The sequence below is a fragment of the Hydrogenophaga sp. UC242_53 genome (assembly GCF_042696965.1).
Classification (GTDB): Bacteria; Pseudomonadota; Gammaproteobacteria; order Burkholderiales; family Burkholderiaceae_C; genus Hydrogenophaga.
Window position 1 is genome coordinate 1,020,778 of sequence record NZ_CP170552.1, and the last position, 22,949, is coordinate 1,043,726.

Annotated in this window: 18 protein-coding genes, 6 pseudogenes and 1 riboswitch; of the genes and pseudogenes, 9 read left to right on the forward strand and 15 right to left on the reverse strand. The window is 67.5% G+C overall.

The features are described 5' to 3' along the window. Positions 1-10: 10 nt before the first annotated feature. The 9 genes and pseudogenes from atzF to ACFJI0_RS05345 form a co-directional block, all read right to left on the reverse strand. Entirely contained in the window at positions 11-1,852 is a 1,842-nt protein-coding gene (atzF, locus tag ACFJI0_RS05305; protein WP_382323684.1) for an allophanate hydrolase, read from the reverse strand. A gap of 32 nt (positions 1,853-1,884) precedes the next feature. Next, positions 1,885-2,514, reverse strand: a complete 630-nt coding sequence (locus ACFJI0_RS05310) for a biotin/lipoyl-containing protein (RefSeq protein WP_382325523.1) — start codon at positions 2,512-2,514, stop codon at positions 1,885-1,887. Continuing rightward, positions 2,512-3,940: pseudogene (locus ACFJI0_RS05315) on the reverse strand (5-oxoprolinase/urea amidolyase family protein); the annotation flags it as partial. The gene ACFJI0_RS05310 and the pseudogene ACFJI0_RS05315, both read right to left, overlap by 3 nt. Next, on the reverse strand, positions 3,853-4,428 hold the full coding sequence (locus ACFJI0_RS05320) for a hypothetical protein (protein ID WP_382325525.1): 576 nt from the start codon (positions 4,426-4,428) through the stop codon (positions 3,853-3,855). The pseudogene ACFJI0_RS05315 and the gene ACFJI0_RS05320, both read right to left, overlap by 88 nt. Before the next feature lie 91 nt (positions 4,429-4,519). After that, positions 4,520-5,413, reverse strand: a pseudogene (locus ACFJI0_RS05325) (biotin carboxylase N-terminal domain-containing protein); the annotation flags it as partial. A gap of 85 nt (positions 5,414-5,498) precedes the next feature. Continuing rightward, on the reverse strand, positions 5,499-6,161 hold the full coding sequence (locus ACFJI0_RS05330; RefSeq protein WP_382323685.1) for an urea amidolyase associated protein UAAP2: 663 nt from the start codon (positions 6,159-6,161) through the stop codon (positions 5,499-5,501). Between the two features lie 8 nt (positions 6,162-6,169). Continuing rightward, the gene (locus ACFJI0_RS05335) at positions 6,170-6,964 is read right to left on the reverse strand and encodes an urea amidolyase associated protein UAAP1 (RefSeq protein WP_382323686.1); all 795 of its coding nucleotides are present in this window, start codon (positions 6,962-6,964) and stop codon (positions 6,170-6,172) included. 22 nt (positions 6,965-6,986) lie between these two features. Then, positions 6,987-7,841, reverse strand: a complete 855-nt coding sequence (locus tag ACFJI0_RS05340; RefSeq protein WP_382323687.1) for an ABC transporter ATP-binding protein — start codon at positions 7,839-7,841, stop codon at positions 6,987-6,989. Between the two features lie 4 nt (positions 7,842-7,845). After that, positions 7,846-8,700 carry an ABC transporter permease gene (locus tag ACFJI0_RS05345; RefSeq protein ID WP_382323688.1) on the reverse strand — a complete coding sequence of 285 codons (855 nt, stop codon included), beginning with the start codon at positions 8,698-8,700 and terminating at the stop codon, positions 7,846-7,848. A gap of 68 nt (positions 8,701-8,768) precedes the next feature. Continuing rightward, a riboswitch (guanidine-I (ykkC/yxkD leader) is annotated at positions 8,769-8,897 on the reverse strand. A 669-nt stretch (positions 8,898-9,566) separates the two neighbouring features. Here ACFJI0_RS05345 and ACFJI0_RS05350 point away from each other — a divergent pair. Next, positions 9,567-9,824 (forward strand): annotated as a pseudogene (locus tag ACFJI0_RS05350) (IS21 family transposase); the annotation flags it as partial. A gap of 217 nt (positions 9,825-10,041) precedes the next feature. Here ACFJI0_RS05350 and ACFJI0_RS05355 read toward each other — a convergent pair. Beyond that, the gene (locus ACFJI0_RS05355) at positions 10,042-10,392 is read right to left on the reverse strand and encodes a hypothetical protein (protein ID WP_382323689.1); all 351 of its coding nucleotides are present in this window, start codon (positions 10,390-10,392) and stop codon (positions 10,042-10,044) included. A 191-nt stretch (positions 10,393-10,583) separates the two neighbouring features. On the opposite strand from ACFJI0_RS05355, the gene ACFJI0_RS05360 reads away from it, so the two are divergent. Next, a complete protein-coding gene (locus ACFJI0_RS05360) occupies positions 10,584-11,006 on the forward strand; it encodes an ankyrin repeat domain-containing protein (RefSeq protein ID WP_382323690.1) in 423 nt (140 codons plus the stop codon). Here the strand turns inward: ACFJI0_RS05360 and ACFJI0_RS05365 are convergent. The 5 genes from ACFJI0_RS05365 to ACFJI0_RS05385 all read right to left on the reverse strand — a co-directional run bounded on the left by ACFJI0_RS05365 (position 10,966) and on the right by ACFJI0_RS05385 (position 16,133). Continuing rightward, positions 10,966-11,331 (reverse strand): hypothetical protein, encoded by a 366-nt coding sequence (locus ACFJI0_RS05365; protein ID WP_382323691.1) that lies wholly within the window; start codon positions 11,329-11,331, stop codon positions 10,966-10,968. The two genes, ACFJI0_RS05360 and ACFJI0_RS05365, sit on opposite strands and share 41 nt — an antisense overlap. A gap of 311 nt (positions 11,332-11,642) precedes the next feature. After that, complete coding sequence (locus tag ACFJI0_RS05370; protein ID WP_382325527.1) at positions 11,643-13,055, reverse strand: NAD-dependent succinate-semialdehyde dehydrogenase; 1,413 nt, start codon at positions 13,053-13,055, stop codon at positions 11,643-11,645. A gap of 58 nt (positions 13,056-13,113) precedes the next feature. Beyond that, positions 13,114-14,142: a dihydrodipicolinate synthase family protein gene (locus ACFJI0_RS05375; RefSeq protein WP_382323692.1), complete on the reverse strand. Its 1,029-nt coding sequence runs from the start codon at positions 14,140-14,142 to the stop codon at positions 13,114-13,116. A 27-nt stretch (positions 14,143-14,169) separates the two neighbouring features. Next, positions 14,170-15,150 carry an ornithine cyclodeaminase family protein gene (locus ACFJI0_RS05380; RefSeq protein WP_382323693.1) on the reverse strand — a complete coding sequence of 327 codons (981 nt, stop codon included), beginning with the start codon at positions 15,148-15,150 and terminating at the stop codon, positions 14,170-14,172. Next, the gene (locus ACFJI0_RS05385; protein WP_382323694.1) at positions 15,147-16,133 is read right to left on the reverse strand and encodes a tripartite tricarboxylate transporter substrate binding protein; all 987 of its coding nucleotides are present in this window, start codon (positions 16,131-16,133) and stop codon (positions 15,147-15,149) included. The genes ACFJI0_RS05380 and ACFJI0_RS05385 overlap by 4 nt, the downstream gene beginning before the upstream one ends. A gap of 240 nt (positions 16,134-16,373) precedes the next feature. On the opposite strand from ACFJI0_RS05385, the pseudogene ACFJI0_RS05390 reads away from it, so the two are divergent. From ACFJI0_RS05390 to urtC, 7 genes and pseudogenes are all read left to right on the forward strand, one after another. Beyond that, a pseudogene (locus tag ACFJI0_RS05390) lies at positions 16,374-16,745 on the forward strand (FadR/GntR family transcriptional regulator); the annotation flags it as partial. 103 nt (positions 16,746-16,848) lie between these two features. After that, complete coding sequence (locus ACFJI0_RS05395) at positions 16,849-17,043, forward strand: FCD domain-containing protein (RefSeq protein ID WP_382325529.1); 195 nt, start codon at positions 16,849-16,851, stop codon at positions 17,041-17,043. A 106-nt stretch (positions 17,044-17,149) separates the two neighbouring features. After that, a complete protein-coding gene (locus tag ACFJI0_RS05400; protein WP_382323695.1) occupies positions 17,150-17,674 on the forward strand; it encodes a hypothetical protein in 525 nt (174 codons plus the stop codon). Between the two features lie 421 nt (positions 17,675-18,095). Beyond that, positions 18,096-19,353 (forward strand): annotated as a pseudogene (locus tag ACFJI0_RS05405) (Hsp70 family protein). Between the two features lie 371 nt (positions 19,354-19,724). After that, positions 19,725-20,909, forward strand: a complete 1,185-nt coding sequence (urtA, locus tag ACFJI0_RS05410) for an urea ABC transporter substrate-binding protein (RefSeq protein ID WP_382323696.1) — start codon at positions 19,725-19,727, stop codon at positions 20,907-20,909. Positions 20,910-20,982: 73 nt separating this feature from the next. Further along, positions 20,983-21,886, forward strand: a pseudogene (gene urtB, locus ACFJI0_RS05415) (urea ABC transporter permease subunit UrtB). A 2-nt stretch (positions 21,887-21,888) separates the two neighbouring features. Further along, positions 21,889-22,938, forward strand: a complete 1,050-nt coding sequence (urtC, locus tag ACFJI0_RS05420) for an urea ABC transporter permease subunit UrtC (protein ID WP_382323697.1) — start codon at positions 21,889-21,891, stop codon at positions 22,936-22,938. Positions 22,939-22,949 lie beyond the last annotated feature (11 nt).

Sequence of the window (22,949 nt, forward strand, 5' to 3'; positions counted from 1 at the left end):
TCGCGCTGGTTCATCGGGGTGCACCCGCCGCGAGCCAGGCGCGCCAGCCGCCGAAGGCGGTGATGTCGGTCGCGCCACCGACGCCCAGGCCTTCGCAGATGAAGCCCGGCACCTCGCTGCCGTCGGCGAGCTTCACCTTGCCGATGCCCAGCGGTGCGGGAATGCCGGCCACGAAGCTGCCGAAGAGGGCCGACGGTACTTCCCACACCTCCATCGCGATCGCCGCGCCGCCCTCGGCCACCCGCACCATGCCGGGCCGTTGCACCGGTCCACCGGCCAAGGCGTAGAAGCGGTACTCGGGCGCGGAGACGGGGCTGTCCACGAGCCGCGCGCCGCGTGCTGTGAGCTGGTGGTTCAACGGCAGGCCCGAGAGGTGCGCGCCGCACACCGCCACGCGCACCGTGCCCGAGCCGGCCGCGCCCACCTCGCCGCCCGGCAGGCCCACGCAGGCCGGTGTGGCCGACACGTCGGTGCCCGTCGCGCCCAACGAACCACCGAGCGCGCGGTGAAAACGATCGGCCAGGCGCAGCAGCGCCAGGTCCTTGTGCGCGGGCGCGCCCAAAGTCACGCCCCAGGGCAGGCCTTTCGCGTCGCCGCTGGCCAGCACGCCGGCCGGCACGGCCACGGCGCATTGGTCCAGCAGGTTCACGAAGTTGGTGTAGCGGCCCAGGTTGGCGTTGAGGCGGATCGGGTCGGCCTGCATCTCGGCGATGCGGTAGACCGTGCCGGCCGTGGGCGTGAGCAGGCAGTCCACCTCGTTCCACACGCGGTCGCACACGCGGCGCAGCGCCTTGAGCTTGTAGGCGCCCGCGAAGGCCTCGGCGGCGGTCTTGCCGCGACCCCCTTCGATGATGCGGCGCACCGGCGGGAACACCGCCTCGGGCTGCGCGTCGATGAAGCCCTGGATGGCGACGTAGCGCTCGGCCACCCAGGGGCCTTCGTAGAGCAGCTTGCGCACGGCCAGGAAGGGCGTGAGGTCGATGGTGACGGCTGTGCCGCCGAGCGATTCGAGGCGCTTGACCGCGTCGGCGAACAGCGTGGCCGCCGCCTCGTTGCCGAAGAAGTCCAGGTCCTCGTGGCGCGGCACGCCGAAGCGGAACGGCCCGGCCGAGAAGTCCACGCCCAGTGGCTGCGCGGGTCGGCTGTAGGCATCGGCCTCGTCGAACGCCGCCGCCACGCCCAGCACGGCCTGCGCGTCGGCCGCCGTGAGCGCGAGGATGGAGGGTGTCTCCACCGAGCGGCAGGCCGGCAGCACCCCCCAGGCCGAGAGCAGGCCCAGCGTGGGCTTGAGGCCGATCAGCCCGTTGAACGACGCCGGCACGCGGCCCGAACCGGCGGTGTCGGTGCCCAGCGCGAACGTCACACAGCCCTTGGCCACGGCCACGCCCGAGCCGGAGCTGGAGCCGCCCGAGATGAAGGCAGGGTGGTGCGGGTTCTGGCACGCGCCGTACGGCGAGCGCGTGCCGTTCAGGCCGGTGGCGAACTGGTCCAGGTTGGTCTTGCCCACCGGCACCGCGCCGGCCGCGAGCAGTTGGCGCACCACGAAGGCGCTGTCCTGCGGCGTGTAGGCGAATTCGGGGCAGGCGGCGGTGGTGGGCACGTGCGCGAGGTCGATGTTGTCCTTGATCGCGAAGGGCACGCCGTACAGCGGCAGGCTGGCCGGGTCCACGCCGTCCAGGCGCGCGAGGTAGGGCTCGACCTCGGCCTCGCTCAGCACGTGGATGTAGGCGTGGTGCGGGTCGGCCGCGCTGCGGCGCAAGGCTTCGGCGATCACCTCGCGCGCGGTGGCGCTGCCTTCGCGGTAGGCGGCCTGCAGGCTGGCGAGGTCAAAAGACAGTGGGGTCAGGGACATGGCAAAAGACTCCTTGGATGTTCTTGAAGGGCTCAGGCGGCGGCTTCGTCGATCAGCACCAGCACGTTCTGCCCGGCGGCCACCGCGCCGCCCTGGGCGCACATGAGGCTGTGGACGGTCGCGTCCGCGGGCGCGAGCAGGTTGAACTCCATCTTCATGGACTCGATGACCAGCAGCACATCGCCGGCGCGCACCTGCTGGCCCACGCTCACGGCCACCTTCCACACGTTGCCCGGCACGCTGGTGCGCAGCGCGCGGCCGCCCTCGGGCAGGTCGATCTCGGCCTCCACGCCAGCGGCGGTCACATCGGCCTCGCTCGCGTAGTCCACCTGGCCGGCGGCGGCCCAGCGCTCGCGCTCGGCCTCGAACGCGGCCTGCTGCCTTGCCTTGAACGCGCCCACGGCGGCGTCGTTCTCGGCCAGGAAACGCCGGTAGTCCTTCAGGCTGAACGTGCCGTCTTCCGTGCGCAGCGCGTAACCACCGTGCGGGAAGCGCGCGCGGATGTCTTTCAGCGCGTCCTCGCTCACCGGCTCGAAGCGGATCTGGTCGAAGAAGCGCAGCAGCCAGGGCTGCTCGAACGGCGTGCCCGGCGTGCCGTGCCGCCAGCGGTTCCACATCTGCAGCGTGCGGCCCACGAACTGGTAGCCGCCGGGGCCTTCCATGCCGTACACGCAGAGGTAGGCGCCGCCGATGCCCACGGCGTTCTCCGGCGTCCAGGTGCGCGCGGGGTTGTACTTGGTGGTCACCAGCCGGTGGCGCGGGTCCAGCGGCGTGCGCAACCGGCGCGCCCAGGTACACGTCGCCCAGGCCCAGCACGAGGTAGCGCGCGTCGAACACGACCTGGAACACGTCCTCGATCGAGTCCAGCCCGTTGATGCGGCGGATGAACTCGATGTTGCTCGGGCACCAGGGCGCGTCCGGCCGCACCGATTGCATGTACTTCTCGATCGCGAGCTTCGTCTGCGGGTCGTCCCACGAGAGCGGCAGCACGACGGTGCGCGAGGGCACCACCATCTCGTCCACCGGTGGCAGCGCGTCGTCCACCTCGGCGATCACGCGCAGCAGCGCCTCGCGCGGCAGGCGCGTGGGGTCGAAATGCACCTGCAACGAACGGATGCCCGGGGTGAGGTCGATCACGCCGTCCAGGTGCTGGCGCTTCAGGCCTTCCAGCAGGGCCTGCACGCGCATGCGCAGCTCCAGATCCAGCGTGAGCGGGCCGAACTCGATCAGCACGTAGCGGTCGCCCGCCTGCCGCACCACGCGGCGCGGGCGCTCGCCCTCGGCCGCGCGGTCGTCCAGGATGGGGCTGGCCGGCGAGCCCGCGCGCCGGTGAAAACGCACCGTGTCACCCGGCCGCAGCTGGCCCAGTTTCCACAGCTCGTCGTGCAGCACCACGGCCGGGCACACGAATCCGCCCAGGCTCGGGCCGTCGGGCCCGAGGATCACCGGCATGTCGCCGGTGAAGTCGATCGCGCCGATGGCGTAGGCGTTGTCGTGGATGTTCGACGGGTGCAGCCCGGCCTCGCCGCCGTCGCTGCGCGCCCACTGCGGCTTGGGGCCGATCAGGCGCACGCCGGTGCGGCTGCTGTTGTGGTGCACCTTCCAGTCGGTGCCGAAGAACATCGTGATGTCCTCCGGCGTGAAGAAGTCCGGCGCGCCGTGCGGGCCGTAGAGCACGTCGATGTCCCAGTGGTTCGTGTACTCGGGTGCGTACACGTAGTCGCTCATGGTCTGGGCCTCGACCGAAGCCGGTGCGTCCGCCAGGTGCAGCACATCGCCCGTGCGCAGGTGCCGCCCCGCGTGGCCGCCGAACTGGCCCAGCGTGAAGGTGCTGCGGCTGCCCAGGTACAGCGGCACGTCCAGCCCGCCGGCCACGGCCAGCGCGAGCCGCACGCCGGTCTTGCAGCGGCCCACGGCCAGCGTGGCGCCCGCCGGCACGGCCAGGGACTGCCACATGGCCACGGGCTGACCATTCAATGTGAGCTTCGCGGGCGCGCCCGTCACCGCCACCACCGTGGCCACGTTGAAGCGCAGCATGGGGCCGGCCAGCGTGATCTCCAGCGCCGCCGCATCGCTGGCGTTGCCCACCAGCTGGTTGCCATGCGGTGCGCGTGCGCGTCCATCGGCCCGCTCGGCGGCACGCCCACGGCCCAGTAGCCCTGGCGGCCCGGCCAGTCCTGCACCGAGGTCTGCACGCCGGGCTCCAGCACGTCGATGGTGCGCGGCCTGAACTCGAACGTGGAGAGAAAGCGCGTGACCTGCCGGCCTTCGCGAAACACCGGGTCGCGCACCACCTGGCGCAGGTAGCCCAGGTTGGTCTCGATGCCGGCCAGGCGCGTGGCGTCCAGCGCGTCTTCGAGCTGCGCCAGGGCCTGCTCGCGCGTGTCGGCGGTCACGATCAGCTTGGCCAGCATGGGGTCGTACCAGGCGGGCACCTCGGTGCCGCGCTCCACCCAGCTGTCCACCCGCGCGCGGGGAGGGAACACCACGTCGGTCAACAGGCCCGCGCTGGGCTGGAAGTTCTTCGCCGGGTCTTCGGCGTACAGCCGCACCTGGATGGACGCACCGCGCGGCACCGGCTGCAGCGTGCGCCAGCGGCGGCAGGTCGCCGGCCGCGAGCTGCAGCATCCAGGCCACCAGGTCCACGCCGCAGACCTGCTCGGTCACGCCGTGCTCCACCTGCAGGCGTGTGTTCACCTCCAGGAAATAGAAGGCACCGCTCGCCGCGTCATAGACGAACTCCACCGTGCCGGCGGAGCGGTAGTTCACCGCCTGCGCCAGCCGCACGGCGGTGGCGTGCAGCTCGGTGCGCTGCGCGTCGCTCAGGCCGGGCGCCGGGGTTTCCTCGATCACCTTCTGGTTGCGCCGCTGCACCGAACAGTCGCGCTCGCCCAGCGCGATCACGCCGCCCGCGCCGTCGCCGAACACCTGCACCTCGATGTGCCGCGCCTGCTCCACGTACTTCTCCAGGAACAGGCCCGCGTCCTTGAAGTTCGCCTGCGCCAGCCGCCCCACGGACTCGAACGCGTCGCGCAGTTCGGTGTCATTCCACACCAGCCGCATGCCGATGCCGCCGCCGCCCGCCGTGCTCTTGAGCATCACCGGGTAACCGATGCGCGCGGCCTCGGCCGTGGCCTGCGCCAGGTCGAGCAACAAGCCCGAGCCCGGCAGCAGCGGCACGCCGCGCGCCTGCGCCAGGTCGCGCGCCGTGTGCTTCAGGCCGAAGGCGCGCATCTGCTGCGGCGCGGGGCCGATGAAGGCGATGCCTGCCGCCTCGCAGGCCTCGGCGAAGGCCGGGTTCTCCGACAGGAAGCCGTAGCCGGGGTGAATGGCCTGCGCGCCGCAGTCCTTGGCGATCTGAAGGATGCGGTCCGCGCGCAAATAACTCTCGGCCGCCGGGGCAGGGCCCAGCAGCCAGGCCTCGTCGGCCTCGCGCACGTGGCGGGCCTGGGCGTCGGCCTCGGAATACACGGCCACGCTGCGCACGCCCAGGGTTTTCAGCGTGCGGATGATGCGGCAGGCAATCGCGCCGCGGTTGGCAATCAGGACCTTGCTGAACATGAGGGGGTCTCCGGATGCAGGCCGTCCTGCAAAGCTGTCTTGGCGCCCCGGGCCGTCCCGGGGCGATGGGGTTCAGAAGGCGGGGTCAGTCCCAGACCAGCAACTGGATCGGCGTCGGGTTGTAGGCGTTGCAGGGGTTGTTGAGCTGCGGGCAGTTGCTGATCAGCACCCACACGTCCATCTCGGCGCGCATCTCCACGTACTTGCCGGGGCCGGACACGCCGTCCTCGAAACTCAGCGCGCCCTCGGCCGTCACCGGCACGTTCATGAAGAAGTTGATGTTGGGCACCAGGTCGCGCTTGCCCAGGCCCACGTCGGCGTGCTGCAGGGCGATCAGGTAGTTGTCGCGGCAGCTGTGCATGTACTTCTTCTGCAGCGCGTAGCGCACCGTGTTGCTCTCGGCCGCGCAGGCGCCGCCCAGCGTGTCGTGCCGGCCGCAGGTGTCGGCCACGATGGTGAGCATGGGGTTGCCGTCATTGCTGCGGATCACCGAGCCGGTGGTGAGGTAGATGCCGCCCTGGCGCTGCATGGTGTCGGTGGCGCTGTAGTGCTCGGCCGGGTCGTGCCGGTTGTAGAACAGCACGTCGGCGGCCTGGTTGCCCTCCAGGTCCACGATGCGCAGCGTCTGCCCGCGCTTCACCTCGAACAGGATGGGTTCGCCCGCCGGGTGGCGCTGGTTCAGCACGGCGTGCGCGGGGTCCAGCGCGCTTTCTTGAAGTCGAATCGCGGTGGCGGTGTTCATGGTCATCGTCTCCCTCACAGGTAGAGCAGGTCGGTGTTGTGCAGGGCGCGCGCGTTCTCCGGGCGCAAGGCGCGGCACACGTCGTCGGCCGGCGCGGCGCCGCAGCGCCAGGCCACCAGGCCGACCTTCTTCGGCGCGTAGGTGGGCGCCGGGTCCAGCCCGTGCGGCGCGGTGCTGATGGCGGCGATCACGTCCATGTCGAAGCGCAGCTCCACGAAGTCGCCGGCCTTCGCGTGGTCCGGCACGAAGGCGAAGCGGCCCTGCGCGTCCACGCCCACCTTGCTGAACAGGTTCACCGGCGCGATCAGGTCGCGCTTGGAAAGGCCGTGCTTGCCGATCTCGATCAGCAGCCCGTCCTTGCCCGAGCGGTGCATGGCGTTGCGGTGCGATTCGTAGCGCTGCTCGCCGTATTTCTGCCGCATCAGCTCGCTGTCCAGCAGCGCGCCCAGCGGGTCGTGCCAGCCCAGGCTGTCGGCCGTGAAGCTGGCCATGCTGCGGCCCATGTCGCTCATCAGCACATGGCCGCGCGAGTAGTGCGCGGTGTGCTGCGCCTTGAGCGAGTCGGGCATGTTGTAGCGCTCCAGCTTCTCCAGCGCGCTGTAGAGCACCAGGCTCACGTTCGCGCCGGCTTCCAGCGCCACGAAGCGGATCGCGCTGCCGCGCGGCATGCGCCAGCCCCAGTGGTTGCCACCGGGCACGATCTCGCTCCACATCAGCTGGCGGGTGTCCACCCCCGCGAGCGCGGGGGCGGGAAAACCTTGCCAGAACGCGGGGGCGTCCACCGGGGTGTCGTCGAGGGTGTGGTTCATGTGGGGGTCTTCAAAAAGTGCTTCAAACGGGGGTGCCCGTCATGCGCTGGAGCTGCTCCAGGTCGGTCTTCATGCCGGAGGTCTCGCGGATGCGGTCCAGGATGTCTCGCTTCAGGCGCACGAACTCGGGGGCGTGCTTCAGGTCCTGCGTGCGCTGGTCGCCGAAGGGCACCTCGTAGATGGTGTCGATGCGCCCTGGGCGCGGCGCCATCAGCACCACGCGAGCGCCCAGGTACAGGGCCTCTTCCACGTCGTGCGTCACGAACACGATGGTGGCTTTCTCCAGCTTGTGCACGTAGCGGATCAGGTCGTGCATCACCTCGCGCGTCTGCGCGTCCAGCGCGCCGAAGGGTTCGTCCATCAGCACGATGTCGGGCCGGCCCATCAGCGCGCGCGCGATCGCCACGCGCTGCTGCATGCCGCCCGAGAGCTGGTTGGGCCAGGCGTGGCCCATCGCCTCCAGGCCCATCAGGCGCAGCAGCGCGTCGGCCCGGCCGTCGGCCGCCTCCACGTCCGACGAGGTGCGGCCCTCGGTGTGCGCCTGCAGCTGGCGGCAGAACTTGATGTTCTGGCACACCGTCATCCAGGGGTACAGGCTGTAGTGCTGGAACACCATGGCGCGGTCGATGCCCGGGCCGGTCACGGCCTGGCCGTCCACCAGCAGGTCGCCGCTGCTCTGCACCTCCAGCCCGCCGATGGTGCGCAGCAGGGTGGACTTGCCGCAGCCCGAGGCGCCCACGAAGGTGACGAACTCGTTGGCGCGGATGTCCAGGTTGATGCCTTCGAGCGCGTTCACCGGCGCGCCGTCGAAGCGCTTGAACACATCGCGGATCGCGATCTTGGGCACGGGGTGGGTGTGGGGGTGTGGGGTGCTCATCGCATCAGCCCTTCAGGTAAAGCCAGGGGAAGGCGCGGCGGTGCGCGAGGCGAAAGAGCTGGTCCGTCACCAGGCCGATGAGGCCGATGACGATGATCCCGGCGAAGATCGTGTCCGTCTGCAGGAAGCGCTGCGCGCGCAGGATCGCGTAGCCCAGGCCCGAGTTCGCGGCCACCAGCTCGGCCACCACCAGGTAGGTCCAGGCCCAGCCCATGGTGATGCGCAAGGTGTCCAGCAAGGCCGGCTTGGCGCTGGGGAAGATCACCTTCTCGATCAGCTCCGAGCGGTTCGCGCCCATGGTCTGCGCCGCCTCCACCTGCGCGGCCGGCACCCGGCGCACGTCCTCGGCCACCATCAGCACCATCTGGAAGAAGGTGCCGATGAAGATGATGGCGATCTTGGAGCCCTCGCCAATGCCCACCCACAGCATCACCAGCGGAATGAAGGCCACCGCCGGCATGTAGCGGATGAAATCCGTCAGCGGCTCCAGCAGCGCCTGCACCGCGCGGTACGAGCCGATGAACAGACCCAGCGGCAGCGCGATCACCGCCGAGAGCAGAAAGCCCGTGACCACGCGGTAGATGCTGATGCCCATGTCATCGAGCAGGCCGGTCTCGGTCAGCCAGGTCCAGGTCTTGGTCAGCACCTGCAGCGGGGCGGGGAGGAACACCGGGTCCAGCCCGCCGAAGGCCGCCAGCCCGGCCCAAAGCACCAAAGGGGTGAACAGACCGATGAGCGCAAGCACCCAATAGGTGCGCCGCGCGATGGGCGCGCGCACCGTCCAGAGGCGGTGGGCGCGGCGGCGCCGGGCGCCGGCTTGCGGCGCGCGGATCTCGATGGCGGGTGGCGAGGAAGACATGCAGGCTCCTGAACGGGGGACACAAAAGCGGAGAGGCGTCGTGCTTGCGCTTCGTTGCGCGCAGCAGCGTCTCCCGGGCTTTTGTCCCTCCGTGGAGCCACACGATCGTGGCCGACCGCTCTCGGACCAGACGGCGCCGCGTTGTCTTTCAGCTGGTGGTCAACTGCGCGGCGCCCGGAACCCTAGCGGTCTTCAAGGCTGGCGTGTGCGGTGCACAGCGCCTCTCTGGTTCAGGTATTAGCAAAATCGGTGCCAGTGGTGGATAACCGCTTCAACTGGAAGATGGTGGAGAAAACTACATCAAGTCGGTGAAAGCCAAACTTGTATCTGCTTTACGCACTCGTCGACGGTTGCTGAGTCAGTGTCTATCCGCAGCTCTGGTTCAAGCCGGGGCTGCCCGCAATACATCTTCGCGGCGAAGGCAAAATCACTGGCGTCCATGTCGCAAAGCTCGCTTGGGCCAAGCCCGCGTTTCATTCGAATCGCCCATCTTTGCTCACGTAAATCATCACTACAGGCGATTTCAATGAGTCGAACCTCCGCATGGAGTCCGCTCAGAACATTGTGCAAGTAACGACCTTCAACAATCCTATTGCCAGTTTGGCCCTCGCACCATGAACAGGTTTCGGAATCGATTGCGCGATGTTCTGCTTCCTCTAAGTCATGTAGCTGTACATGCAAGTCGAGAGCCCGTGCTTTCACAATCTCGCCGCAGTGTCGAATTTCGCAGTCACTGAAGTGTGACCTTAGTGCCTTAGCTGTTGTCTTCCACTGAAAACTGACCCAGTTAGAGCATCAATTTCCATTGAAAGCTGACCCACGTAAGAACCCTATCCTGCTGCTTTTGGCAGCAGGAGATTTCAGGAGTGATAGACGTGGCGACACTGAGTGTCATAAGACGCTGGGCACTGCGCGAGCAGATGTCCATCCGCGAGATCTCCAGGCGTACAGGCCTGGCTCGCAACACCGTTAAGAAGTACCTGCGGGCGGGCGATGAAGAGCCCCGCTACGCCAGGCGTGCGAGCTCCAGCAAGCTCGATCCATTCGCCGACAAACTTTCAACATGGCTGTCGATCGAGGCAACAAAGTCGCGCAAACAGCGGCGCACTTTGCTGCAGCTCCACACAAAGGAGAAAACGAAGCACTTATCCACACCGTGAGCTTCTTTGCTCACACAACGGGTGGGTCAGTATTCGATGGAAATCTCGGGTCAGAGATCAGTGAAATTCAACAGATTTCTCTAGCATGATGTTGACCCGAGCGCCGAAAGCAACTCTGCGATGCTCGGCATGATGCAGCTACTCATCAAACAAATTAGCCGACGGAAACTCGATGCCATGCTCATTTCATGTTCTCACGGGACGGGGCGGCTGCCTCGAGAGGCGCATTGATGCACTGATCTAGAACCTGCAGCAAGGTCATAAGCATCCTTCTCGTCTGTAGAAGCTCTTCGCGTGAAACAGTGAATTCGACGAGTGGGCCCGTTTTATTTATTTCATTTAAGCTGGATGTCGAACGCCACGCTTCGAGCGCGCTTCTTGTCCTTGGAATTGCTCTACCGGACTTTGCCACGCGCCACAGCGTAGCTGGACTCAGTCCCACGACATGGGCGGCCTTTTCGATAGAGCGATGCTCTCGGATCGCCATTTGTGCGGCTTTTTGTAGCTCGCGGTCAGGATCGGACTTGGGCACTTGAGCACATCCTCATCAGATGGAGGCGCCAATTGTAGGCGGGTAAACGAAATAAACGATATGAATTTCTGCGAGCGCGCTTGCCCAGGTTCGCGCGTGCAGGTACGCACCAATTCGTACGTGGTGTTGTTGATTGGCTCAATCGTGCGCCTGCGTACACTCCCTCACCTCATCACAATCCCACACCTCAAGTGACCACCTGGAAAACCCAGCAGATGATCAAGGCCTCCGGCTGGCCGCTCGTGCCCGAGCTGCTGGCCGCGCCCGATGCCGACTTCAATGCGCGGTTGGAAGGCGGCCTGGTGCCGCTTCACTGGGCTTGCCGCGAAGGCAAGGCGGGTCTGGTGAAGCACATGATCGAGCACGGTGCCAACGTGTTCGACGTGGCCGAGTCGGATGGCCGTGCGCCGCTGGCGATGGCCGTGGGTTCAGGCAGCTTTCAGACCGTGATGCTGGTGATGGACCGCCTCAAGGCCCTGGGCGCGCCGCCGCCGGATGAGGCGATGCGGCACTGGTTGAACAACACGTTCAGCAAGGCCCATGCGGACGCGAAGAACCGCCTGGCGCAGACGCTCAAGGATTGGGACCGCCTGGCCCGGAAGAAGCCCGCGTAGCCGGGTCTTCCGTCGCGTCCGCGACCTGCGCGGCCAGGTCGGACAAGGTGTTCGACACCCGATGGATTTGGGTTTGCATTTGCCCGTTGAGCGCGTGGAGCAGGACGGCCACGTCTTTTCGCGTGATAGTTTGCGTTGCGTCTTCGGGCTTCTTGCTGGCGGCGCACAGCGCGGCGTGGCGCTCGGCGATGCGATAGGCCATCATCATGTCGGACAGCATCGCCATCTGCTTCGATGCCTTGGCGGTGAACCCCAGGATCTTGCGGCTGGTCGATGGGGTCAGTGAAAGGGTGGGTGCGGCGGCGCGCCGCAGTCGCGTGCGCATGCTGGCGATCGCGTTGCTCTTGGCGCGATGGTGAGGCTTCCCTGCGAAACGGTTGGACGATCCGCCGCCCCCGGGTAGGGGGCGGCGGCCCGAACAGGTTGGCGTACCGTCTTCCGTTTGCACTTTGTCGGCGAGCCTCGCGGCTCCCCATCCGAGCCGCCAAAACTTGGAGACACGAACAAACAAGCCGCAGTGCGACTGCGGTGAGAAGAGCTACGGCTTGCGTCGTAACAGAAGACGGGACGCCAATCCCGATCACACCCTTGTGTGGCGTGACCGGGTCAGTATAGCCACGAGGTCCAGCCGCGCGGTCACCACGTGACGGCGATGTACTTCGTCTCCATGTACTCGTGCATGCCCTCGGCTGCCCCTTCGCGGCCCAGGCCGCTCTGCTTCACGCCGCCGAACGGCGCGGCCGGGTCGGAGACCAGGCCCCGGTTCACCGCCACCATGCCGAACTCCAGCCGTTCGGCGATCTTGAGGCCCTGCGCCAGGTCGGCGCTGTAGAGGTAGGCGGTGAGGCCGTACTCGGTGTCGTTGGCGTGTTTCACCATGTCGTCCACGCCGCCCTTCACGCGCACGATGGGCGCGACGGGGCCGAACACCTCTTCTTTCAGGATGCGCGCGTCCAGCGGCACGTCGCCCAGCACCGTGGGTTTGTAGAAGTGGCCGGGGCCGGGCACCTTCTTGCCGCCGCACAGGATCTTGGCGCCGCGCGAGACGGCGTCCTGCACGAGCTCGTCCACCTTCTTGCGGGTGGGTTCGTCCACCAGGCTGCCGACCTGGTTGTTTTCATCCAGCCCGTGGCCGATGCGCAGGGCCTGCATGCGTTGGACGAACTCGGCGGTGAAGGCGTCGCAGACCGCATCGCCCGCGTAGAAGCGGTTGGCGGCGGTGCAGGCTTCGCCCATGTTGCGCATCTTGGCGATCATGGCGCCGTCCACCGCGTCTTTCACGTTGGCGCCGTCGAGCACCAGGAAGGGTGCGTTGCCGCCAAGTTCCATCGGCGTCTTGAGCACCTGGTCGGCCGCGGCCTTGATGAGCTTCTGCCCCACTTCGGTGGAGCCGGTGAACGAGACCAGGCGCACGCGCGGGTCGTGCAGCCACATGTCCACCAGCGCGCCCGACTTGGTGGTGGGCACGATGTTGACCACGCCCTTGGGCACACCGGCCTCGGCCAGCAAATCGGCCAGCGCGAGCATGCTCAGCGGCGTCATGCCGGCGGGTTTCACCAGCACGGTGCAGCCGGCGGCGAGCGCGGGCGCGATCTTGCGTGTGCCCATGGCGGCGGGGAAGTTCCAGGGCGTCACCAGCACCACCACGCCGATGGGCTGGTGCTGCACGAGGATGCGGTAACCGCCGGCGGGCGCATGGCTCACGCTGCCCAGGTTGCGGCAGGCTTCTTCCGAATACCAGCGGAAGAACTCGGCCGCGTAGCGCACCTCGGCGCGGCTGTCGGCCAGGGGCTTGCCGTTTTCCAGGGTGATGATCTTCGCCAGGGGTTCGAGGCGTTCGATCATCAGCGCATGCACCTTGCGCAGCACCTCGGCGCGGGTGCGCGGGGGCGTGGCGCTCCAGTCCGGCAGGGCGGCCGCGGCGGCGTGGGCGGCGGCCTGGCCGTCGTTCAGGTCACCGTCGGCCACCTGGGCGATCACCTCGCCGGTGGCGGGGTCCACCACGTCGAAGCTGCGGCCGCTGTGGGGGGCGCGCCATTCGCCGTCGATGTAGAGCTGCGTGGGGCAGGGGGAAGCTGGTGCATGCGCGTCTCCTTGAAAAGGCCGGTCAGCTCACCGTGCGCACCGGGTGGCGGCCGGTGAAGAAGTCGCCGTTGGGCAGGTCCGTCGGCGTGATGCCCGATTTGACCAGAGCCTGGCGCAGGCTGTTCATGGTGCCTTCGTTGATGCGCATGGTGGGCTGGCGCAGCGGGCCGCCGTTGAAGCCGTTGAGCCAGCCTTCGTATTTCCACAGCATGCGGTTGAGGAACTGTGCCTGGGCCGAATAGGCATTGGCGGCGGCGCGGGCTTTGCGCGCCGGGTTGATCTGCCAGTACAGCGCGGTGGCCTCGTCGTATTTGTGTTCCTGCATGAGCTTGAAGATGCGCGGGATCATGCCGCCGTAGTACTCGGTGTCGCTGGTGCCGATGAACTGGATGGGCACGAGCTGGCCGAGCGCGAGCGCGAACTGCTCCAGCGGCATGGTGACCACCACTTCCTTGCTGAACAGGCGGTAGGCCTCCACCCAGCCCATGATGCTGGGCATGCCGCCTTCGGCTTTCAGCGCGCAGATGTTGGGGCAGTCGTCGAGCAGGCGGCGGATGAGGGCGGCGTCGATGTCCGAGGGGTGCACGCGGTCGAAGCCCCAGTGCGGCACCTGGAACAGCATCACGCCCAGGCTGGTGGCGTCGCAGAAGGCTTTGGTGTAGTCGTAGATGTCCTGCGAGGTGGCGGCGTAGAAGTTGGCCGGGTACGACAGCAGGATGAGCGCGGCGCCGTTGCGCTCCGCGATCTTCGCGGCCTCGATGTTTTCTTCCAGCGTGTTGAAGCTGGCGTGGTGGATGAGCTGGAGCCGGCCCTGGGCCTCGTCGTTCGACCACTGGAAGAACTGCTCGTACTCGGCCAGGCTCATCGCCACTTCGGAGACCAGCAGCGTGCCCGAGAAGCCGAGCGCGATCTCGTGGCGGATGTCGTGCCGGATGCCTTGTTCGTTCAGGCCTTTGAGGTCGGCGGTGAAGGAGGGGATGACCACGTTCGCCACGCCCTTGAGGTGTGCGTGGGCCCATTCGCGTGCTTCGTGTCGTTGGTAGAGTGCCATGTCGGTGTCGGTCCTGGTTGGGGTTGTTTACTGTTTGTAGGAAAACTGGATGGGCAGCGTCACGGCCAGGCCGGCGGCGATGGCGCGTTCGTAGATGAGTTCGGCGGCCACGATGTCCTGCAGCGCGGAGCCGACGGACTTGAACATGGGCAGGCGCGCCGTGGTTTCGATCTCGCCGCGCACCAGCGCGTTGAGCGAACGCATCTTGTGCTCGAAGGCGATGCCGGCGGCGGTGGCGGCGCGCATGTCGCCGGACTCGTGGGCCACCTCGTCGGGCATGTCGCTCACGATGAGGTCGCAGCGTTCGATCACGCTCACGTCGATCTCGCGCTGCACCGGCAGCGTGGAACCCACCGAGACCAGCAGCATGCCGGGCTGAAGCGCGTCGGCGTGCAGGATGGGCGATTCGTCGTGCGAGCGCGCGGCGGCGATGGCCACGCTGGCGCCGTCCAGCGCCTCGGCCGGCGTGGCGGCGGTTTCGCAGCGGATGCCGAGCGCGGCGGAGAAGTCGCTCGCGAACTTCTCGCGGTTGGCCGGCGTGGGGCTGTACACGCGCAGGCTTTCCACCGGGCGCAGCGAGGCCATGGCCTGCACGTGCGAGCGCGCTTCGGCACCGCTGCCCAGCACGCCCAGGCGCATCGGCGCCTGGGGGGCGAGCGCGTCCACGAACAGCGCCGAGGTGGCGGCGGTGCGAAAGGCGGTGATCTTGTTCGCGTCGACCAGCGCGCGGATTTCACCCGTCTCCTGCTCGGCCAGCGAGATGAGGTAGTTCATGCCCTTGTTGCGCCCCCGGCCGAACACCTTGGCGCCCATGAAGCGCTGGCCCGGTGGCACGGCCGCCAGCGCGCGCAGCGAGGCGTCGGGCCCCTTGGCGAAGGTGCGCGGCGGGCTGGTGCGCTCGTCGTAAGGCTGGGCGTAGGCCGCGCGCAGCGCGGGGATGAGCGCGTCCCAGGTCATGAGCCGTTCAATGGCCTCCGTGCCGATGAACACCGGGTTCTTGGAGGTCATCGGGCCTTCCCTTGCGCTTCGCTCTGGGCGATGCGCCGCGTGATGACGGCGATGGCTTTCACGTAGCCCGACCAGAAGCTGGCGAACTCGCCGCCCGCCACGTACTTCACCGCGCCGCCGGTCTGCGTGACCATCTGCCTGAACTCGGCGTCCTGCGCGGCGGCCTCGACGGCCTGGCGCAGCTTGCGCTCCACCGCCTCGGGCGTGCCGGCGGGGATGAACACCGCCGTGCCGGCCACGGTGTCGAAGTTGACGCCCTGGTCTTTCATGCGCGGCAGGCCGGCGGGTTCGGTCCAGGGCTCGTCACCGGCCGTGGCGAGGTAGCGCAGCCGGCCCGCCTTCACCTGGGTGGCGGTGAGCGCGCGCGAGAGCAGGGCGAAGTCCACCTCGTTGGCGATCAGCGCGTTGAGCAGCGGCCCGCCGCCTTGGTAAGGAATGTGGCGGGCATCGATGCCGGCGGTGTCCACGAAGGCTTCGGAGCGCACATGCACCTCGCCAAAGAAACCGGTGGAGCCGAAGGTGAGCGCGTTGGGCCTGGCCTTGGCGGCGGCGATCAGCTCGCGAAAGCCCTTGTAGGGGCTGGCCTCGGGCACGACCATGGCCACCGGCTCCGCGCTGAGCAATGCCACGGGCGTGAGCTGGTCAAGCGTGAACGGCGGCTTCTGCTTGTTGACCACGGCCTGCTCGGGCAGGCTGGCCACGCTCAGCAGCGAGAGCAGCACGGTGTGGCCGTCGGCCGGCGCATTGGCCACCTGGCTCACGCCGATGGCACCGCCCGCGCCGGCCTTGTTCACCACCAGCACGGTCTGCTTGAGCGCGCGCTGCAGGGCGGGCTGCAGGGCGCGCGCCATGTTGTCCGCCGTGCCGCCGGGCGGGAAGGGCACGATGAGGCTGATCGGCCGATCGGGGTACTCCGCGTGGGCGGGGCTTGCCGCCACGAACGAGGCGGCCGCGAGGACGGCCGCGAGAACCTGGGTCTTCATGCTGCTGGTCTCCTGGTTTTGAGGGAAAGGCTGCTCACCAATTGGTTCAAATTGGTTTCTTATGATCTGCTTTGGTTCAACTTTAGACGAGGTCGTGCGCCACAAAGATCGGGGATTACCCGAGGTTTCAGGCCAAAATGCGCCCCTTTGGTTCAAACCAATTGAAGCCAATCTAGAATGCGCGCCATGACCAACACCGCCACCTTGCAGATCAAGACGGATTCCATGGAGTCCCTGCGCATGGAGCTGCTCAAGGGCTTGCAGAGCGGCAGCTGGCCGCCCGGCAGCCGCCTGCCCACCGAGCGCGACCTGTGCGCCACCTTCGGCGTGAGCCGCTCGGGGCTGCGGCGTGTGCTGGCCGAGTTGCGCGAACAAGGCCTGATCACCCAGAAGGTGGGCAGCGGCACCTACGTGGCGGAAAAACCCAGCGGCGCCACCGGCAAGGCCGACGGCGCCACCGGCACCGGGCGTTTTCTCGCCGTGCCGTCGGTGAGCCCGGCCGAGCTGATGGACGCCCGGCTGCTGCTCGAGCCCATGCTGGTGGACCTCATCGTGAACAACGCCAACACCGCCGACTTCGAGCGGCTGGAGGATTGCTGCGCGCGCGCCGAGGCCGCGCAGACGCTGGACGAATTCGAAAAGCTCGACAGCGAGTTGCACGAGCAACTGGCCCTGCGCAACGCAGAACGCGCTGTTCATCAGCGTGTTCCGCCTGATGGCCGAGATCCGCGAAAGCGGCGAGTGGGGCTTTCTGAAGCAGAAGGTGCTGACCGCCGAGCGGCGCGCCGTGCTGCAGAAGGAGCACCGCCAGATCGTGGCGGCGCTGCGCCAGCGCGACGTGGACACCGCGCGGCGCGCGATCTTCGACCACCTGGCGCAGGCGCGGCTGAATCTGCTCTGGCGCATCTGATCCGCTCGCCTTCGAACCTTCCGCCATGCGGGGCCACTCAAAGCGGCCGTCCGCGTTGCAACGGCTCGCCCGCCGAGGGCGTCCCTCGGTTCTGACCACATCCCACATGATCTCCCCGCTCCTCCTCGGCTCGAATTCCCAATCGCTTGATTCGACACCCCTCAAGTTGTCTCAGATGAACCGCACCGCGTTCGTGGTGAATGACAACGGCGCCTTGCTGCAAGCATTTCGCTCAGCCGATTGGGCGACCCAATGGGCCGCCTTGTGCTTCATGGAGCATTTCAACGTGCTCAACGCGCCCACCGGCATTCGCCAGGCGGCGCAGAACGATCCCTTGCTGGCCGGTGCGCTGGAGGATTTGCCCTCCTTGAACCCGTCTTGCCGCCACGTCTCCGACGTGCTGCGCAGCCAGCACGTGGTGCCGGAAGCGTTTGGCGAGGCATTCAAACTGGCCCTGCTCGCCGCCCTGAACGCCGATGCCGACGATCGGCTGAGGTTTTGTCTGGCTGTGCTGTCCATGGGCGGTCTTTCCATCGAGATGAAGGAGGCCGCCTTCGGGGCTTTGTACAGCCTGCCATTGGACGAGGATGCCAAGCGCGGGTGGCCGCGTGCGCCCCAGAAGAAGGGGTGAAAAAGAAGTTGCTCCAGAGCTTCGAAACGGCGCGCATTTCCTATCTGAACCTGAACAGCCTGGGGTCCGATCTGACACCGCCGAGCGAGGTGACCCCATTGAGCATCTCGCCGATGAGCCACAGCGGCACGGTCTGGAGCTTTGGCGCAACCCCACAACGGACAGCCCATCACGCCGATCAGCCAGGCGGGGCACAACGGCAATTCCTTTCACATTTCACTGCTCGCCATGCACGACTCCAGCATCGGCCGCAGCGAGATCGCCGAAGAAGAGAAAAAGAGCGCGTCGCCCCGGTTTGGACCGCTGTAAGGCGTCGGAAGCCGCTGCGCCGTGAAAGCAATGGGGCTGGTGGCAGAATCCAGCCTCTTTGCCGGCGCATGGCTCCCGCGGGCCCCGCCCTCTTTTTTTCCCCTCCCTCTCCATGACATCTTCGCCACCCGGCACGCTGGGCATCGACTTCGGCACGTCCAACTCCGCCGTCTCCTGGGCCGCGTCCGGCGGCGCCTCGCGCCTGCTGCCGCTGGAGGGCGAGGCCACGAACCTGCCCACGGCGGTGTTCTTCAATGTGGAAGACCGCCACACGCACTTCGGCCGCGATGCCGTGGCGCAGTACCTCAGCGGCACCGAAGGGCGCCTGCTGCGCTCGCTCAAGAGCCTGCTCGGCAGCCCGCTGCTGAACGAATCCACGGAGGTGAACCACCAGCAGGTGAGCTTCCAGCAGATCGTGGAGATCTTCCTGGCCGAGCTGCGCGAGCGCGCCGCGCGCACGCTGGGCCACGAACCCACGCGCGTGGTGATGGGCCGGCCGGTGCACTTCGTGGACGACGATCCCGCGCGCGATGCGTTGGCCCAGCAGTCGCTGCACGAGGCGGCGCTGGCCGTGGGCTTCGAGGCCGTGTCGTTCCAGTTCGAGCCGATCGCCGCCGCCCTGGACCACGAGCGCCGCCTCACGCGCGAGAGCCTGGTGCTGGTGGTGGACGTGGGCGGGGGCACGTCGGACTTCACCGTGGTGCGCCTGGGCCCGCAGCGCATGGCGCGGGCCGACCGCAGCGGCGACGTGCTGGCGCACGGCGGGCGTGCACATCGGCGGCACGGACTTCGACCAGCGCCTGAGCCTGGCGCGCGTGATGCCGCTGCTGGGCTACCGGCACCACGGGCCGCAGGGCCGGGAAGTGCCCAACCGCGTGTTCATGGACCTGTCCACCTGGCACCTGATCCAGTGGCTGTACCTGCCGCGCGCGCTCAGCCAGGCGCAGGGGCTGCGCGTGAACTACACCGACGTGCGCCTGCACGAGCGCCTGATGCGCGTGCTGCGGCAGCGCGATGGGCACCGCATCGCGCACGAGGTGGAGCAGGCCAAGATCCGCTGCTCGCTGCAGGACGCGCCGACCACGGTGGACCTGTCGGGCGTGGAGCCCGGCCTGGCCGCCGAACTCGCGCCGGGCGACATGGCGGCGCACCTGGACGCGCTGCTGGCGCGCGCGGTGCAATGCGCGCGCGAATGCGTGCGGCGCGCCGGGCTGGGCGATGCCTCGCTGGACGCGATCTACCTCACGGGTGGTTCGTCGGCCCTGCGGCCTTTCCAGCTCGCGCTGCAGGCCGAGTTCGCCGGGGTGCCGCTGGTGGAGGGCGACCTGTTCGGCGGCGTGGCCTCGGGGCTGGTGTACTCGCGGGTGTGAGCACCCGTGCGGGCGCTGCGCGAATACCACCGACGGCGCCCCCTTGTCTAGTTGGTGGATTTCCTATGGCGGCCCGATGGCCTGAACAGGAAGATGCGCGCTGACAAGAAGTTGTCACGCATTCATCGACGCCGACTGCCAGTGCTGCCAGTCAGGTGTTGGGCAAGAAAGCCCGAACCGGTTTGAACACCGGTTCGGGCTTTTTTTTGTTCTGCTCGTTCGCATGGGTTCCGGACAGGCCATGGCCTGCATCCGCTGGCGGAGCCCTGCGCGTGTCTGGCACGAAGGCGTGGATGTGACCGGCTGCTTGTCAGCCACCCCGGGGGTGGCAGGTTCTCAATCCGTCCATACCAACGCTAGGAGACAAGGCCATGAGTGAGATGAATCGTCGCGACATCGTGAAGACCGGTGGGTCCATGCTGATTCTGGGCGCCGCAGGCGGCCTGCCTGCCATCGCATCCGCGCAGGAGACCGTGAAACTCGGTCTGTTGCATTCGCTCTCGGGCACGATCGCGATTGCCGAAGCCTCGCTGGTGGACGCCGAGAAGATGGCCATCGACGAAATCAACGCCGCCGGCGGCGTGCTCGGTCGCAAGATCGAGGTCGTGGTCGAGGACGGCGCCAGCGAGAACTCGGTGTTCGCCGAGAAGGCCCGCAAGCTGCTGGAGCGCGACAAGGTCGCGGCCATCATCGGCTGCTACACCTCCGCCTCGCGCAAAGCCATCCTGCCGGCGCTCGGCCGCGCCAAGGGCCTGCTCTACTACCCGACCTACTACGAAGGCCAGGAGCAGGACAAGCAGGTGTTCTACCCCTCGCAGGAAGCCACCCAGTCGGTGATCGCCGCCGTCGAGTGGATGGCGCGCGAGAAGGGCAAGAGCTTCTTCCTGGTGGGCTCGGACTACATCTACCCCCGCACCTGCAACAAGATCGCCAAGCCCACCATCACCAAGGCCGGCGGCAAGGTGCTGGGCGAGGAGTACGCGCCCCTGGGCCACACCGAGTTCTCGTCCATCATCAACAAGATCAAGGCCGTCAAGCCCGACTGCATCTACAGCACGGTGGTCGGTGGCTCCAACGTGGCCTTCTACAAGCAGCTGCGCGCCGCGGGCCTCGACGGCTCCAAGCAGACGCTGCTCTCCACCGTGGTGTCGGAGAACGAGGTCGAGGGCATCGGCAAGGACAACGCCGCCGGCTACTACGCCTGCATGGGCTACTTCCAGAGCATCAAGTCGCCCGCGAACGAGAAGTTCGTGAAGGCCTTCAAGGCCAAGTACGGCCAGGAGCGCGTCATCGGCGACCCGATGCAGGTGGCCTACAACAGCGTGTACCTCTGGAAGATGGCGGTGGAGAAGGCCAAGTCCTTCGACGTGGACAAGGTCATCGCCGCCTCCGGCGGCATCGAGCTGGAAGCGCCCGAGGGCACGGTGCGCATGCACGCGACCAACCACCACGTGTGGAAAAAGGTGCGCGTGGGCCGCGCGCGCGCCGACGGCCAGTTCGACATCGTGTGGGAAACGCCGTCCCTGATCGAGCCCAACCCGTTCCCCAAGATTTGACATCGCGGGGCAGGAGGCCGGCCGGTCGCCCGCGTGGGCGGCCGGTCGATTCCAACGATTCAGGAGTCGGTCAATGGGTTTCGACATTGCGGTGATGCAGGTGTTCAACGGCGTGAGCCTGTTCAGCATCCTGCTGCTGATGGCGATCGGGCTGGCCATCGTGTTCGGTCTGATGGGCGTGATCAACATGGCCCACGGTGAGTTGATGGCGCTGGGCGCCTACATGACCTACCTCGCGGCGCGCGGCTTCGAGCACTGGGCGCCCGAGTGGATGGGCATCTACCTGTTCGCGGCCATCCCGTTCGCGTTCTGCGTGACGTTCGCCTTTGGCTACGTGCTCGAGCGCGGCTTCATCCGCTTCTTCTACAACCGCCCGCTGGACACGCTGCTGCGCAACCTGGGGGCTGAGCCTCATCCTGCAGCAGACCTACCGCACCGTGTTCGGCGCGCAGGAGGTCAGCGTGCCCTTGCCCGTGTGGCTGGCGGGCGCCTGGGAGCCCACCGAGGGCATCCAGCTGCCGATCAACCGCATCTTCATCGTCGGCCTGACGATCGCCGTGGCCGTGGGCGTGTACCTGCTGCTGTACCGCACGCGCTGGGGCCTGAAGGTGCGCGCTGTCACGCAGAACCGCGCCATCGCCGGCGCCGTCGGCATCGACACCCACCGCGTGGACGCGCTCACCTTCGCGCTGGGCTCGGGCCTGGCGGGCATCGCCGGTTGCGTGTTCACCATGATCGGCTCGACCAACCCGGGCACGGGCCAGCTCTACATCGTCGACTCCTTCATCGTGGTCGTCTTCGGCGGCGTGCAGAGCCTGATCGGCACGGCGCTCTCGGCCCTGTCCATCGCGCAGGGCCAGACCTGGCTCGAGTTCCTGATGAGCGGCTCCATGGCCAAGGCCACCATCCTGCTGCTGGTGATCCTGGTTCTCTACTTCCGTCCCAACGGCCTGTTCGCCGTGCGTTCCAGGAGCTGAGCATGTCATCCCAGACGCACCGACTCGACTTCGCCAGCGCCATCGCGCTGATCGCCCTGCTGGCCATCGCGCTGCCCCTGCTGCTCGACCCGTTCCGCCTCAACCTCATCGGCAAGTACCTGGCGCTGGCCTTCGTCGCCATCGGCATCGTGCTCACCTGGGGCTATGGCGGCATCCTCAGCCTGGGGCAGGGCGTGTTCTTCGGCCTGGGGGGCTACCTGATGGCCATGTTCCTCAAGCTGGAGGCCTCGGCCCCCGAGTTGCCCGACTTCATGGTGTGGAGCAGCGTGGAGACCTTGCCGGTCTGGTGGACGCCGTTCCGCTCGCTGGGCTGGACCGTGCTGGGCATCTTCGTCCTGCCGGCGGTGATCGCCTACCTGTTCTCGTTCGCCATCTTCCGCCGCCGGGTCAGCGGGGTGTATTTCGCGATCGTCACGCTGTCGCTGGCGCTCACCCTCACGGTGGTGGTGGTCGGACAGCAGGGCGACACCGGCGGCGCCAACGGCATCACCGATTTCAAGACGCTGCTGGGCATGGACATCCTGAGCGACGAGGCCCTTCGGGTGCTGTACTTCGTCGAGGTCGCCTTCCTGGCCGTGGCGATGCTGCTGGCGCTCACGCTGGTGCGCACGCGCTTCGGCAAGATCCTGATCGCCATCCGCGACCGCGAGGACCGCGTGCGCTTCAGCGGCTACGACACCGCCCACATGAAGGCCTTCGTCTTCGCCTGCGGCGCGGTGCTGGCCTCGGTGGGGGGCGCGTTCTTCACGCTGCAGGTCGGCCTGATTTCGCCCAGCGTCATCGGCGTGGTGGCCTCGGTCGAGATGGTCATCTACGCCGCGGTGGGCGGGCGCCTGTCCATCCCCGGCGCCGTGGTGGGCGCGCTGCTCATCGGCTTTCTCAAGTCCTACCTGTCGGAGACCTTCCCCGAGGCCTGGCTGTACTTCCTGGGCGGGGTGTTCATCCTCGTGGTGTGGGTCATGCCCAACGGCCTGGCGGGCCTGAAGGACCAGTGGCAGGCCCGCCGCGGCGGTGCGAGGAGCGCGGGATGAGCGCCCAACTT